A 12,796-nucleotide genomic window follows, 5' to 3' on the forward strand; every position below is an offset into this window, starting at 1 on the left:
TACCTCCAATCCTGTCTCGTTGTTGAGTTTGTAGCTAGTCGTAGTGGTTGAGCGAAGCTGGCTGCGGACCGTGTGGGGTTCAGTCCAAAGGCCAGGTTTCGCGGCTTGCTGCTCTTACCGCCTGCGCCGATTCGAGCGCCAGAGCATCCTGGGCGCGTTGACGGCACAGCTGATAATCGAGGTTGCGCACCCGCGCCTTGATGCCCGGCACGGAGACGGGATCCACCGAGAGCTCGGTCACGCCGAGGCCGACGAGCAGCGGCACGGCGAGCGGATCGCCCGCCAGCGCGCCACATACGCCGACCCATTTGCCGTGCTTGTCCGCGCCTTGCACGGTGGTCGCGATCAAACGCAGTACAGCCGGGTGCAAGCCGTCCGCCTGGGCGGCGAGGTCGGCCTGGCAACGGTCCATGGCGAGCGTGTATTGCGTCAGATCGTTGGTGCCGATCGAGAGGAAATCCGCGTGTTGCGACAGTTGATCGGCCAGCAGCGCCGCCGACGGCACTTCGATCATCACGCCGACTTCAATCGGTTCCGTGCGGCCCGACTCGCGCGCGAATTCGTCGATGCGCTTGCGGATACGGATCAACTCGCCGACGTCGGTCACCATCGGCAGCAGAATGCGCACGGCGCCGAGCGGCTGCACCGCCAGCAGGCCGCGCAACTGATCGTCGAGCAGATCGGGGCGCACTTGCGCGAGACGGATGCCGCGCAAGCCGAGCGCGGGATTCGGTTCGGGCGGCAGCGTCAGATAGTCGACTTCCTTGTCCGCGCCGACATCCAGCGTGCGAATGATCGCGGTGCGGCCGCTCAATGCGTCGGCGATTGCCTGGTAGCTCTGACGATGTTCGTCCGTGGTCGGCGCGGCCGCGCGGTGAATGAACAGCAGTTCGGTGCGCAACAGGCCGACGGAATCGGCGCCGTTTTCAACCGCGGTTTTCGCGTCGTCGAGCGTGGCGATGTTCGCGGCCACTTCGATCGCGCGGCCGTCGGACGTGGCCGCCGCTTGTTGCGAGGTGCGGCGGTTTGCTTCGCGCACATCGGCCAAACGCGTGCGCTCCAGGCGCGCGCGTTCGACGTCGAGTTCGGTCGGTGCGAACTCGAGGCGGCCAGTCGTGGCGTTCACCACCACTTGCGTGCCTTCGGGGATCGCGTGCAGCGCGTCGCCGACTGCCACCAGCGCGGGAATGCCCGCCTGACGCGCGAGAATCGCCGCGTGCGAGGTGGCGCCGCCACGCGCCATCACCAATGCCGTGACGCGCGAGCGATCCAGCGTGGACAGGTCGGACGGCGTGAACTCTTCCGCCGCCAGCACAGCCTCTTCCGGCAACGTGCGCGCCGTGGCGTTCGTGTAACCCAGCGCGCGCAGCACGCGTTTTTCGATGTCGCGTAGATCGGCGGCACGTTCGGCGAGCAACATGTCTTCGATATTGGTCAGGATGGCGATCTGTGCGCGGATTGCTTCGCGCCACGCAAACCCGGCGCTCTTGCCGAGGCTAATCAGATCCCGCGCGGCGTCGAGCAGTGTGGGATCTTCCAGCAACACGCGATGCACCGCGAAAATGCCCGCTTCGCCGACCGCGCCGCGTTGCGACGCGTCACGCACGGTCGTGCCGAGGTCGGCATCGACGGTGGCAATCGCCTTGTCGAGCAGACGGCTTTCCGCCGCGGACGTGCCGTTCGCCTTTTCGGGCGGATCGATGTCCGCGTCGTCCCAGCGCACCAGCTTGCCGACCGCGACGCCCGGCGCGGCGCAGACGCCGGCGAGCGTATTCGGCGCGAGTGCCTCTCCTGCCGGACGCGCGACGGCTTGCGGCGCCGGCGAGCTTTGGCGCGCCGGTTTTTCTTCGACTTCGCCGTGTGCTTCACGCGTCAGTTCATGCGCTATCGCTTCGATCGCAGCTTTTGCTTGCGGACCGACGCCGAGCAACTCGATGGTCGCGCCTTCGCCTGCACCGAGGCCAAGCAAACCGACCACGCTTTCGATCGCCGCCTTGCGTCCTTCGTAACGCACTTCGACGCGTGCATCGAAGCCGCGTGCCGCTTCACGCGCACGCGCCGCCGGACGCGCATGCAGACCGCCTGCGTGAACCAGCGTGACTTGCTGACGGGCTTCTTCCGCCACGTTCGTCGCGCTGGCCTGGCGCGAGGCCTCGGCCGCCGCGCCGCCGCGCGCGCGCAGCACCAGCAGCGGTGTTTTACCCGCCTTCAGCAAACCGCCTTGCACGCGTTCGACGATCTCGAACGCATCCGAATTGGCGATTGCGATCACCGACACGAGGCTCGGCGCATTCAACGCGACCTGGTCCTGATCGAACTCGATCAGCACGTCGCCGGCGCGCACGTGAGCGCCTTGAGCGACCATTGGCGCGAAGCCCTTGCCATTCAGTTCGACCGTATCGATACCGATATGCAGCAGAATCTCGGCGCCCTCGGCGGTGGCCAGCGTCACGGCGTGGCCGGTGCGCGCGAGATGGGTGACAGTACCGTCGCACGGCGCGACGAGCCGGCCCTCGAGCGGGTCGATGCCGATGCCGTCACCGAACATGCCGCCCGAAAACACAGGGTCGGGCACGTTCGCGAGCGGCACGACCGGACCGGTCATGGGCGCGAGCAAAACAATATGGCCTTCAGAATGGCTCTTCAAGCGGGACTCCTCGACACGTCGCATCTGATTTCTCGTCAGTGAGTTTCGGTGACTTTGTTGAGATGGCGCGGCGCATCGGGATTGCGCCCGCGCGCGGCGGCAAGGCCGGCGGCCATCACGTAAAAGGACAGGATGGCGGCGATCGGATCGAGCGCCGCATGAGCGGTGGTGGCAAGCGGCAGCGTGGCTTCCGGCACGTCGGCCGGCGCCGCGAGCAGAACGCGGGCGCCGCGCGCCTTCATGTCGCGCGCGAGTTGCAGCAATCCGGCCTGCTCGGGTCCGCGCGGTGCGAAGACCAGCAGCGGGTAGTCGCGGTCGATCAATTCCATCGGACCGTGACGCACTTCCGCGCTCGAAAACGCTTCGGCCTGAATGCCGGAGGTTTCCTTCAGTTTCAGCGCGGCTTCCTGCGCGATCGCAAGACCCAGGCCGCGGCCGATGACGATCATGCGCTCGATACCGCGCAATTCCTCCACGGCTGCCGACCAGTCGAGTTCACCCGCGGCACGCAGCGCTTCGGGTAGCGTCTTCAACGCGGCAAGCAGTTCAGCGTCTTTCTGCCAATGCGCGACGAGTTGCGCGGAGATCGACAGCATTGCGATGTAGCTCTTGGTGGCCGCGACGCTGATCTCCGGACCGGCGACGAGCGGCAACTCGAATTCGCACGCGTCGGCCAAGGGCGAACCCGGCACGTTCACGGCGGCGACGGTTAACGCGCCCGCTTTGCGCAGCGCTTCCATGGTGCCGATGAGGTCCGGGCTCTTGCCCGATTGCGAGAACGCCAGCGCGAGCTGATCGCGCACTTGCAGCGGCGCTTGCTGGAGCGTGGCGACCGACATCGGCAGCGACGCGACCGGCACGCCGAGGCGGCTCATCGTCAGGCTTGCGAAGTAACTCGCCGCGTGATCGGAGCTGCCGCGCGCGACCGTCAGCGCGACATGGCGCGGCTGCTGCGCGAGCTTCGCCGCCAGCGCCTCGACGCGCTTGGTGTCCGTGAGTTGCGCGGCGACCGTTTCAGCGGACGCCAGCGCCTCTTTAAGCATATTCGACAATTGCTTCTCCTTCGACGTAAGTCGCGCTCAACGCCAGTTCACGATCGAACACGACCACATCGGCCCATGCACCGCGCGCGATGCGCCCGCGGTCTTCGATGCCCAGGTAGTCGGCGGCGTAGCGCGACAAACGGTTCGATACATCGGCGATCGGCAAGCCGATCGACACAAGATTGCGCAGCGCCTGATCCATGGTCAGGGTGCTGCCGGCGAGCGTGCCGTCGGCGAGACGCACGCCGCCGAGGCACTTCGTCACGTGCTGGCTGCCGAGGCGGTATTCGCCGTCGGGCATGCCGGTGGCCGAGGTGCTGTCCGTGACCACATACAAACGCGGGATCGCGCGCAACGCAGCGCGGATCGCGCCCGGATGGACGTGCAGCAGATCGGGAATGATTTCGGCGAACTCGGCGTGGGCGAGCGCCGCGCCGACCAGGCCGGGATTGCGATGGTGCAGCGGCGACATGGCGTTGAACAGGTGTGTGAAGCCGCAGGCACCGTGCTTGAGCGCGGCGACGGCGTCGTCGTAGGTGCCGAGGGAATGGCCCAGTTGCACGCGCACGCCGCGCGCCGCCATCTCGGAGATGATCTCCATATGGCCGGCAATTTCCGGCGCGAGCGTGACCACGCGGATCGGGGCGATGGACAGATACTTCAGCACTTCGTCCATCACTGCGGAAACCGCCGCGTCCGGTTGGGCGCCGAGCTTGCCGGGGTTGATATACGGCCCTTCCAGATGCACACCCAGCACGCGCGCGCCGCCGGGCGTGCGGATGCGCGCGTTGTTGCCCAGCTCCGCGACGACGGCCATCAGCTCAGCGCGTGGCGCGGTCATGGTCGTGGCGAGCAGGCTGGTCGTGCCGTAACGCGCATGCGTGCGCGTGATGGTTTCGATCGCGTTGCCGCCTTCCATCACGTCGGAGCCGCCGCCGCCATGCACGTGCAGATCGATGAAGCCCGGCAGGATGTACGGCGCGTCGTTGGTCGACGGATCGACGCGTTCGCCGGTGAGCGCCGTGATGCGGCCGTTTTCGTATTCGAGCGTGCCGTGAATCCACCCATCGGTGGTGAGTATGTTTCCGGTCAGCATGAGTCTCTCTGGTGAGGCGTGATACGGGGCATGACTGAATGGCGCTTTTTCTGCGCGGCGCCTGGATTTTTCAGGCTGCGCGCACGGGCTCAGCCGAGCCGCTCAGGTGCGCAATTCAGCGACGAAGTCGTAGTAATCGTCGCGGCAATAGGTGTCGGTCAACTCAATTGCGCGCTGGTCGGCGCTGTAGCCGATACGGGTAATGACCAGCAGCGCCGAGCGCGGTTCGATGTCCATCAACGAAGCGATCTCGCTCGAAGCGTTGACCGCGCGAAAGTGCTGCAAGGCGCGCACCACAGCGGCGCCACGGCGTTCGAGATAGCTGTAAAGCGAGTCGCCGATGGCGTGCGGATCGGGCACGATCGCCGCCGGCAACGCCGAATGCTCGACCGCCATGACGATGCCGTCCGCGCGCCGCAGGCGCCGCAGACTCGTCACGGCCGCACCGGGCGACAGCCCGAGGTGCACCAGTTCGTCACGGTTGGCGGCGCGGATATCGCGCTCGAGCCACACCGAATCCGGCCGGAAACCGCGCTGCTGCATCTTCTTCGTGAAACCGGTGAGCCGGGAAAGCGGGTCTTCGACGCGCGGCGTGATGAAGCTGCCCGCGCCGCGCGCACGCCGGATCAAACCTTGCTCGACCAGCAACTCGATCGCCTTGCGCGCCGTGATGCGCGACACGCCGATCGCGTCCGAAAGCGTGCGCTCCGAGGGCAGCGCCTCACCAGCCGACCACACGCCGCAGTGGATCGCTGTCGCAAGATTGCGCGCGAGCTGCAAATAGAGCGGCGTGACGTTGCGGGCGTCAGGCATCAGTGCGGACCAGCGAGTTTCCATGGGCTCGGGCGGCCTTCGCAAAAAGGTAGGCCTACGAAAAATGAGAGCCCATTATATAACCAACATAATACCAGTCAATCGATTGGTTCCATGCTGGTATGAATTGGCGCAAAGCCTTGATGAATAAGGCTTTGAGGGGAACACAGAGGCGTTGGAGACGGGTTTTCGGAGCCCAGGATTTACCCGTACTGGGCTTCGGGAAGCCAGCTGGTGGGCTCGAACATGGTTTCAACACGCTGACAACCGGCCGTGATCGATACCTTTTTGATACCAGTTCCAGTCGGCCCTTTGCCGGCGTGGCTTTTGTAATGGGGCGCGTTCCAATATAGTGCTGGGTAGCAAGCTATAAAAAATCCCCTGGGAGCAGCTTTGACAGATTCCGAGGCGCTGCGGCGTGCTCAGGCCGTCCGCCATTTCAACCGCTTCTACACCCGACACATTGGCGCGCTGCACGAGCATTTGACAAAGAGCGCGTTCTCACTGACCGAGGTGCGCGTACTGCACGAGCTCTCCCGCGAACGTGCGCAAACGGCATCGGTGCTCGGGCGTTCCCTCGGTCTCGACAGCGGTTATCTCAGCCGTCTCCTGACCAGCTTCGAACGACGCGATCTGATCACGCGCCGCCCGTCCAGAACAGACGCGCGCCAGTCGCTGATCGCGCTCACGGACCGCGGCCACGCCGCGTACGCGCCGCTCGATAACGCGGCGATCGAAGAAGTGTCGACATTGCTTTCCGGCCTCACGGTCCTCTCCCAGGATCAGCTGATCGCCGCGATGAAGATCATCGAGCGGCTGCTCGGCGACAAGCCGAAGCACGAACTCATCGTGCTCCGCCAGCCGCGCCCAGGTGAATGCGGCTGGCTCGTGCATCGACAGGCGCAATGGTTCGCCGCGGAATACGACTGGGATCGATCGTTCGAGGGATTGCTCGCGCGGGTCGTCGCCGATTACACGCAACGCAACGATCCGGTGCGCGAGATGTGCTGGGTCGCCGATCAGGAAGGCATGGTGGTCGGCTCGGTCTGCATCGTCGGAGTCTCGACGACGGTGGCGGGCGTGCGGCTTTTGTGGGTCGAGCCGGATGTGCAGCGTCTGGGCATCGGCACGCAGTTGCTTGGCGAATGCGTGCGCTTTGCGAGGCGCGCGGGCTATACGAAGCTCACGCTGACAACGGCTGCCTCGCTCGAACAACCGCGGCGCCTGTGCGAGCGCGCCGGGTTCAGGCTCGCCGGCACGGCGGCTGAGCGCCGTTTTGGCAAGGACCTGATGATCGAGCGATGGGAATTGAGCTTGTAGAGACGTCGTTGCTTAGAACGACGGCACCACCGAACCCTTGAACTGCGTCTTGATGAACTGTCGCACGTCTTCCGACTGGTAAGCGGCAACCAGTTTCTTGACCCACGGCTTGTCCTTGTCCTGCGTGCGCACGGCGACTAGGTTCGCATACGGGCTATGCACGTCTTCGAGCGCGATCGCATCTTTAGTCGGCTGCAGGCCGGCGGCCAGCGCGAAATTCGTGTTGATCGCGGCGGCGTCGACGTCCGACAGCGAACGCGGAAGTTGCGCGGCGTCGAGTTCGACCAGCTTGATCTTCTTCGGATTGTCGGCGACGTCGAGCGGCGTCGCGTTATTGCCGTTCGTGCCCGCACCGGCCTTCAGCTTGATCACGCCTTGAGTTTGCAGCAACAGCAGCGCGCGGTTTTCGTTCGACGGATCATTCGGCACCGCGACTTTCGCGCCTTGCGGCAGATCCTTCAGCGACTTCAGCTTCTTCGAATAGATGCCGAGCGGGGAGATGTACGTGAGGCCGGCATTGACGATCTTATAGCCGCGCTGCTTGATCTGGCTATCGAGGTACGGCTGATGCTGGAAGCTGTTCGCGTCGAGATCGCCTGCGTCGAGCGCGGCGTTCGGCTGCACGTAGTCGTTGAATTCGACGACCTTGACGTTCAGGCCTTCGCGCTTCGCTACTTTCGTGACGACTTCCCAGATCTGCGCGTCCGGACCGCCGATGGTGCCGACCTTGATCACTTTGTCGTCGGCGTGCGCGCCGAAGCTGGTGAAGATCGCCGTAGCGGCGACGACTGCGGAGAGGGCTTTGAGGATGTTTCTGCGCTGCATGTGATTCTCGCTTGTTTCTAATCGACGGCTTGATCGATGACTTGATGAATGGCTCATCGATTTCTGATCGGTGTCAGATTCGGGTGGAAGCCAGCGGCAAACATGGCTCGTGGTCATGCGCCGCCAACTGGACCTGAAATGGTCTCATAGTCCCGGCGAGATGGGAAATATCACAATCGCATATGGTTATGCGCCGCGGACGGCGCGGGCGGCGGCATCATTCTGGCGGTGCGCATCGAGCGCGATAAGCGGGACGAGATTCTCGCCAGCGACCCGTTCGCGCAGCAGAACCTTGCGCGTTACGAGGTGACGGAGTTCAAGACCACGCGGCTAGCGCCCGGATTGAATTTGCCGGTTCCGCTTGAGTCTTGAAGCGCAGAGGAATTTGAAACCGGACGCGTGATACGACACGCGCCCTTACGGCTGCGCGTGTCAGTCCAGCAGCAGCTTGATGTCATGCACCCACGGCGTTGCGCCCTGGCCGTCACGCGCGAACAGACGCAGCTTGCCGTCCGTGTCGAACACATAGCTCGCCGCCGTGTGATCCATCGTGTAACTGTCAGGCGTCTTGCCCGGCACCTTCGCGTAGTAGACGCGGAAGTCCTTCGTGATCTTTGTGAGTTGCGCCTGGTCGGCCGGACGCAAGCCAACGAACGTCGGGTTGAACGCCGGCACGTATTGCGCGAGCAAGACCGGCGTATCACGCTCCGGATCGACGGTGACGAACAGCACCTGCACGCGTTTCGCGTCTTCCGGACCGAGTTGCTGCAACGCTTGCGAGAGCTCGGCCATGGTGGTCGGACAAACGTCCGGGCAATGCGTGTAGCCGAAGAACAGCACCACCACCTTGCCCTTATAGTCCGCCATGCTGCGGACGTGGCCGGACGTGTCGGGCAACGAGAAGTTGCTCCCGAACTGGGTATTGCCCGTGATATCGAGATTCTGGAACGCCGGCGGCTGCTTGCCGCAGCCTGCGACCAGCAAGGCGCCACCGAGCGCACAAGCGATCACAACAGCACGCGCTGTGCGCGCGAAGCGGTTATTGAACATGGTATTACGCGCCGATCAGGACGCGCGCATAGTGGTCGATCAGCAGCGCGGCGAACAGCAGCGAGAGATAGACGATCGAATAACGGAAGGTCTTGCGCGCCAGATCGTCCGAATACTCGCGATAGATCTTCCACGCATAGGCGAGGAACACAGCACCCAGCAGCACGGCCGCCGCGAGGTACACCACGCCGCTCATGCCGGAGATGAAGGGCATCATGGTGACCGCGAACAGGATCACCGTGTACAGCAGAATATGCAGACGCGTGTACTTCTCGCCGTGCGTGTTCGGCAGCATTGGCAGGCCGGCGTTTTCGTAGTCTTTGCGGCGATACAGCGCGAGCGCCCAGAAATGCGGCGGCGTCCACACGAAGATGATCAGCACGAGAATCCAGGCGTCGCCCGGTACGTGGCCGGTGACCGCGGCCCAGCCGAGCGCCGGCGGCATGGCGCCCGACGCGCCGCCGATCACGATGTTCTGCGGGGTGGCGGGCTTGAGCAGCAGCGTATAGATGACGGCATAGCCGACAAACGTGGCCAGCGTGAGCCACATGGTGAGCGGATTGGCGAACGTATAAAGCGTCCACATGCCGAGGCCGCCGAGCACGGCCGAAAACAGCAGAATCTGCGTGGTGGTGATTTCACCGCGCGCGGACGGCCGCCACGAGGTGCGCCGCATCTTGGCGTCGATTTTCTGTTCGACGAGGCAATTGATGGCGAACGCCGCGCCGGCCAGCAACCAAATGCCGACCGTGCCGCCGATCAGCGGAGTCCAGGGCACCATGCCGGGCGTCGACAGGAACATGCCGATGACGGCGCAGAACACGGCGAGTTGCGTGACGCGCGGCTTCGTCAGGGCGATGTACTGGGAGACCCGGCTACCGGGCGTTTGGGAGAGTGTTGTGCTGTCCATGTGGAGTCACGCTGGCGCGGCATCGCGCGCAGGGAGCACGGCGCGGCCGGGACGGCTATAAGCGATCCGAAAGTTTAACATAACGAGCAGAAGCAGCAGGATCGCGGCCCCGCCGTTATGCGCGACCGCAATGGGCAACGGCCATTGCAGAACGATGTTCGACAACCCGGTGATGAACTGGATCAGCACGACCAGCAGCACGCCGTTTGCCGGGCGCCGCAGCGATTCGAAGCGGCGCAGTTTGAGGGCGAACCACACCAGATAAGCGACCACGACGATCGCGAACGTGCGGTGCGTCCAGTGAATCGCCACCAGCGCATCCTGCGTGATCATCTCGCCGTCGCCGGTCATGCCGAGCGCGCGCCACAAATGGAAGCCGTGGGCGAAGTCCATCGGCGGGACCCATTGGCCGTTGCAGGTCGGGAAATCCGTGCACGCGAGTACGGCGTAATTCGTGCTCACCCAGCCGCCCAGCGCAATTTGCGCGATCAGCAGCACCAGACCCGCGATCGCCGCCGCGCGCCAGCGCGCGGCTTCGGGTTCGTAAGCGGGCAACGGCGTCTGCCGCGCGGCGAGCCAGCCGAGCGTGCCCAGCAGCGCAAGTCCGAGCAGCAGGTGCGTGGTCACGATGATCGGTTGCAGCTTCATCGTCACCGTCCAGGCGCCGAACGCGCCTTGCACCAGAATCAGCATCAACAGCGAGGTCGGCCACCACGGCGATACATGCAACGGACGCCGCTTGATGCGCGCCGTCCACGCGATGAGGGTCTGCGCGATGATCAGCACGCCGATCGCCATCGCAAAGTAACGGTGAATCATTTCGATCCAGGCCTTCGTCATGCTGACCGGGCCAGTGGGCATTGCCTGATGCGCGGCCGTGATCGCCGCATGCGCGATGAACGGCGACGAAGTGCCATAGCAACCCGGCCAGTCCGGACAGCCGAGCCCGGAATCGGTGAGCCGCGTGAAACCGCCGAACATCACCAGATCGAGCGTGAGGAAGGTGGTGAGCCAGACCAGTTTGCGGAATTTGTTGTCGTCGGCCTTGACCCACACGTAGGACAGCGGCAACAACGCGATACACAAGCCGATCAGGGCCAGTTGCAGTACGAACATCTCTCTTACCTATGTTGCGGCATCAGCCGATACGCGACCATTTGAGCAGCTTGGTCACGTCGCCTTTGATCTTGCTGGGGTTCGGATCTTTCGGGAAACGCATCATCAGATTGCCGTTCGGATCGACCATGTAGATGTGGTCGGTGACCTGGGAGCCATTATCCGTGGGCAGCCATGCGGACACCTGCGCCGGATCAACAATCATCATGTTGGTGTCGGGATACGCTTTTTGTATTACGTCGGCGACGTTGCCGGCATCGGTGCGCAGCCACACTTCCACAACGCGCTCCCGTTCCGGACCCTGAGCTGCGCGGATTTGTCGCATGAAGTAGAGCTTGGTGACGCACGCTTTGTCGCATGCGCTGTTGTCGACCGAAATCAGCAACCAGCGGCCGCGCAGCGTGGCGAGCTTGACGGGCTTGCCGTCCTCGCCGGTGACGACCAGGGAATCGGGAATCGGGCGCTGCGGTTCGATCAACGTGCCGTAGCTCGTGGTGCCGCCGGTCGGCCGGATCACGTAGTACGTGAAATACGACACGGCGATCGGCGCGGCACAGATGATCGCCACTAGCAGCAGCATCCAGCGGCCGCGCTTCCACGAACCTTTGCCGTTGGGTTGGCCGGGCATGGCTCGGGGCGCTGCGGGTTTGCCGGCTTGCGGCGAACGGGGAGATTGCGTCGACACTACTGAACCTCTTTCAATGATTGCGCAGCTTGTGGCTCGAACCCGGGCCACAAACCGCATGTGCTGCGTTACACGCCCGGCGCGTGCTCTTTCTTCGCTGCGCGGCGCGCGGCATACAGGCCGAAGACCAGCGCCGCAGCCGCCATGCCCCACCACTGGAACATATAGCCATAGTTACGCTCGACTCCGCTAGTGGGCGCGGGCCAATCGCGCACCAGTCTGTCGCCGTCGTCGCTTAACTGCTGAATCACGAACGATTGCAGCGGCAGGCCGGTTTCCGCGGCGTACGCGGCGACATCCAGATTCTGTCGGATCAGTTGATGCTCGGCCGAGCCGCCCTGCCCCAACTCGAAAGCACGCGAGGCGTCGGCCCGCGCAATGCCTTCGATTTCGATTTCGCCTTGCGGCGTGGTGTACGGCGCGATGGTCTCGCGATTGTTCATGTTGCGCGGCAACCAGCCCCGATTGACCAGCACGTAGCCGCCATCGGCCAGTTTAAAAGGCATCACGACGTAAAAGCCCGGCTGGTCGTTATACGGACGATTGTCGAGATAGACGACCTTGTCCGCGACGAAACTGCCGCGCGCCTTCACGCGATGAAACTCGATGTCCTTCAATTGAACCGGCGCGGCGCTCACCGGCTGCGCGGGCGCGTTCTCGAACTGCGTGATCTGCGCTTCGAGCGCCTCCTTCTGATGCGCGCGGTCGCGCTGCCAGAATCCGAGCCGCACCGTCACCACGATCACTAGCAGAATCAATAGCGCGGGAACGAGGCGGAACTTCATTGCGCACGCTCCAGCGGCACCGGCGGCGTCACGGGGAACCCACGGCACACGCAGGCCCGCGGTGCGATAATAAACGTCTTGCCTCTGCGCTTCCTGGTTTCAGCTGGTTCCATGCACATTCTCGTTCCCATCGCCTTCGTCCTGATCATCGCCAGCATGGTGTCGGCGCTGTATTTCATGATGCATGACAAGGGCAAAACCAAGCGGATGGTCTGGTCGCTCGCCACGCGGGTGGGCCTGTCGATCTCGCTGTTCCTGTTCATCCTGTTCGCTCACTGGATGGGCTGGATTCAGTCGACCGGTATTCCTTACGGGCGCTGAGCCCGGCGGAAAAATCTCCACGCCGCCAAACAAAACGCCGCCCTGACAGGGTCGAGGGCGGCGCTGCGTAAGTCTTACGTACTGCTGCTGTCTTGCGTTGTTGCTCGTGTGCCGCCCCCCGCAGGATCTGGCGCGAACGGCCTGCACACATTCCGAGGCTATCGGTCGGCGCGGGCCGGATTGCG

The 12,796-nt window shown here is 64.0% G+C and carries 12 protein-coding genes; 2 read left to right on the forward strand and 10 right to left on the reverse strand.

The window, feature by feature from the left end:
• Nucleotides 1-79: 79 nt before the first annotated feature.
• The 4 genes from ptsP to RI103_RS17550 form a co-directional block, all read right to left on the reverse strand.
• Nucleotides 80-2,671: a phosphoenolpyruvate--protein phosphotransferase gene (ptsP, locus tag RI103_RS17535; protein WP_310813168.1), complete on the reverse strand. Its 2,592-nt coding sequence runs from the start codon at nucleotides 2,669-2,671 to the stop codon at nucleotides 80-82.
• Between the two features lie 11 nt (nucleotides 2,672-2,682).
• On the reverse strand, nucleotides 2,683-3,690 hold the full coding sequence (locus tag RI103_RS17540; protein ID WP_310815267.1) for an SIS domain-containing protein: 1,008 nt from the start codon (nucleotides 3,688-3,690) through the stop codon (nucleotides 2,683-2,685).
• Complete coding sequence (gene nagA / locus RI103_RS17545) at nucleotides 3,683-4,786, reverse strand: N-acetylglucosamine-6-phosphate deacetylase (RefSeq protein WP_310813169.1); 1,104 nt, start codon at nucleotides 4,784-4,786, stop codon at nucleotides 3,683-3,685. The genes RI103_RS17540 and nagA overlap by 8 nt, the downstream gene beginning before the upstream one ends.
• A 102-nt stretch (nucleotides 4,787-4,888) precedes the next feature.
• The gene (locus tag RI103_RS17550; RefSeq protein WP_132376142.1) at nucleotides 4,889-5,623 is read right to left on the reverse strand and encodes a GntR family transcriptional regulator; all 735 of its coding nucleotides are present in this window, start codon (nucleotides 5,621-5,623) and stop codon (nucleotides 4,889-4,891) included.
• A 369-nt stretch (nucleotides 5,624-5,992) separates the two neighbouring features.
• Between RI103_RS17550 and RI103_RS17555 the strand changes: the two genes are divergently transcribed.
• The gene (locus tag RI103_RS17555; RefSeq protein ID WP_310813170.1) at nucleotides 5,993-6,919 is read left to right on the forward strand and encodes a bifunctional helix-turn-helix transcriptional regulator/GNAT family N-acetyltransferase; all 927 of its coding nucleotides are present in this window, start codon (nucleotides 5,993-5,995) and stop codon (nucleotides 6,917-6,919) included.
• Nucleotides 6,920-6,931: 12 nt separating this feature from the next.
• Here RI103_RS17555 and RI103_RS17560 read toward each other — a convergent pair whose 3' ends face one another.
• The 6 genes from RI103_RS17560 to RI103_RS17585 all read right to left on the reverse strand — a co-directional run bounded on the left by RI103_RS17560 (nucleotide 6,932) and on the right by RI103_RS17585 (nucleotide 12,290).
• Nucleotides 6,932-7,744 carry a MetQ/NlpA family ABC transporter substrate-binding protein gene (locus RI103_RS17560; RefSeq protein WP_310813171.1) on the reverse strand — a complete coding sequence of 271 codons (813 nt, stop codon included), beginning with the start codon at nucleotides 7,742-7,744 and terminating at the stop codon, nucleotides 6,932-6,934.
• A 432-nt stretch (nucleotides 7,745-8,176) separates the two neighbouring features.
• Nucleotides 8,177-8,794, reverse strand: a complete 618-nt coding sequence (locus RI103_RS17565; protein WP_310813172.1) for an SCO family protein — start codon at nucleotides 8,792-8,794, stop codon at nucleotides 8,177-8,179.
• A 4-nt stretch (nucleotides 8,795-8,798) separates the two neighbouring features.
• Nucleotides 8,799-9,704 (reverse strand): heme o synthase, encoded by a 906-nt coding sequence (gene cyoE / locus RI103_RS17570; protein WP_310813173.1) that lies wholly within the window; start codon nucleotides 9,702-9,704, stop codon nucleotides 8,799-8,801.
• A gap of 6 nt (nucleotides 9,705-9,710) precedes the next feature.
• Entirely contained in the window at nucleotides 9,711-10,820 is a 1,110-nt protein-coding gene (locus RI103_RS17575; RefSeq protein WP_310813174.1) for a COX15/CtaA family protein, read from the reverse strand.
• A 22-nt stretch (nucleotides 10,821-10,842) separates the two neighbouring features.
• Nucleotides 10,843-11,505: an SCO family protein gene (locus RI103_RS17580; RefSeq protein WP_409076952.1), complete on the reverse strand. Its 663-nt coding sequence runs from the start codon at nucleotides 11,503-11,505 to the stop codon at nucleotides 10,843-10,845.
• Between the two features lie 68 nt (nucleotides 11,506-11,573).
• Nucleotides 11,574-12,290 carry an SURF1 family protein gene (locus RI103_RS17585; protein ID WP_310813176.1) on the reverse strand — a complete coding sequence of 239 codons (717 nt, stop codon included), beginning with the start codon at nucleotides 12,288-12,290 and terminating at the stop codon, nucleotides 11,574-11,576.
• A 111-nt stretch (nucleotides 12,291-12,401) separates the two neighbouring features.
• Between RI103_RS17585 and RI103_RS17590 the strand changes: the two genes are divergently transcribed.
• Nucleotides 12,402-12,611, forward strand: a complete 210-nt coding sequence (locus RI103_RS17590) for a twin transmembrane helix small protein (protein WP_007179452.1) — start codon at nucleotides 12,402-12,404, stop codon at nucleotides 12,609-12,611.
• Nucleotides 12,612-12,796 lie beyond the last annotated feature (185 nt).

This window comes from Paraburkholderia sp. FT54 (assembly GCF_031585635.1).
In the GTDB taxonomy this organism is placed as follows: Bacteria; Pseudomonadota; Gammaproteobacteria; order Burkholderiales; family Burkholderiaceae; genus Paraburkholderia.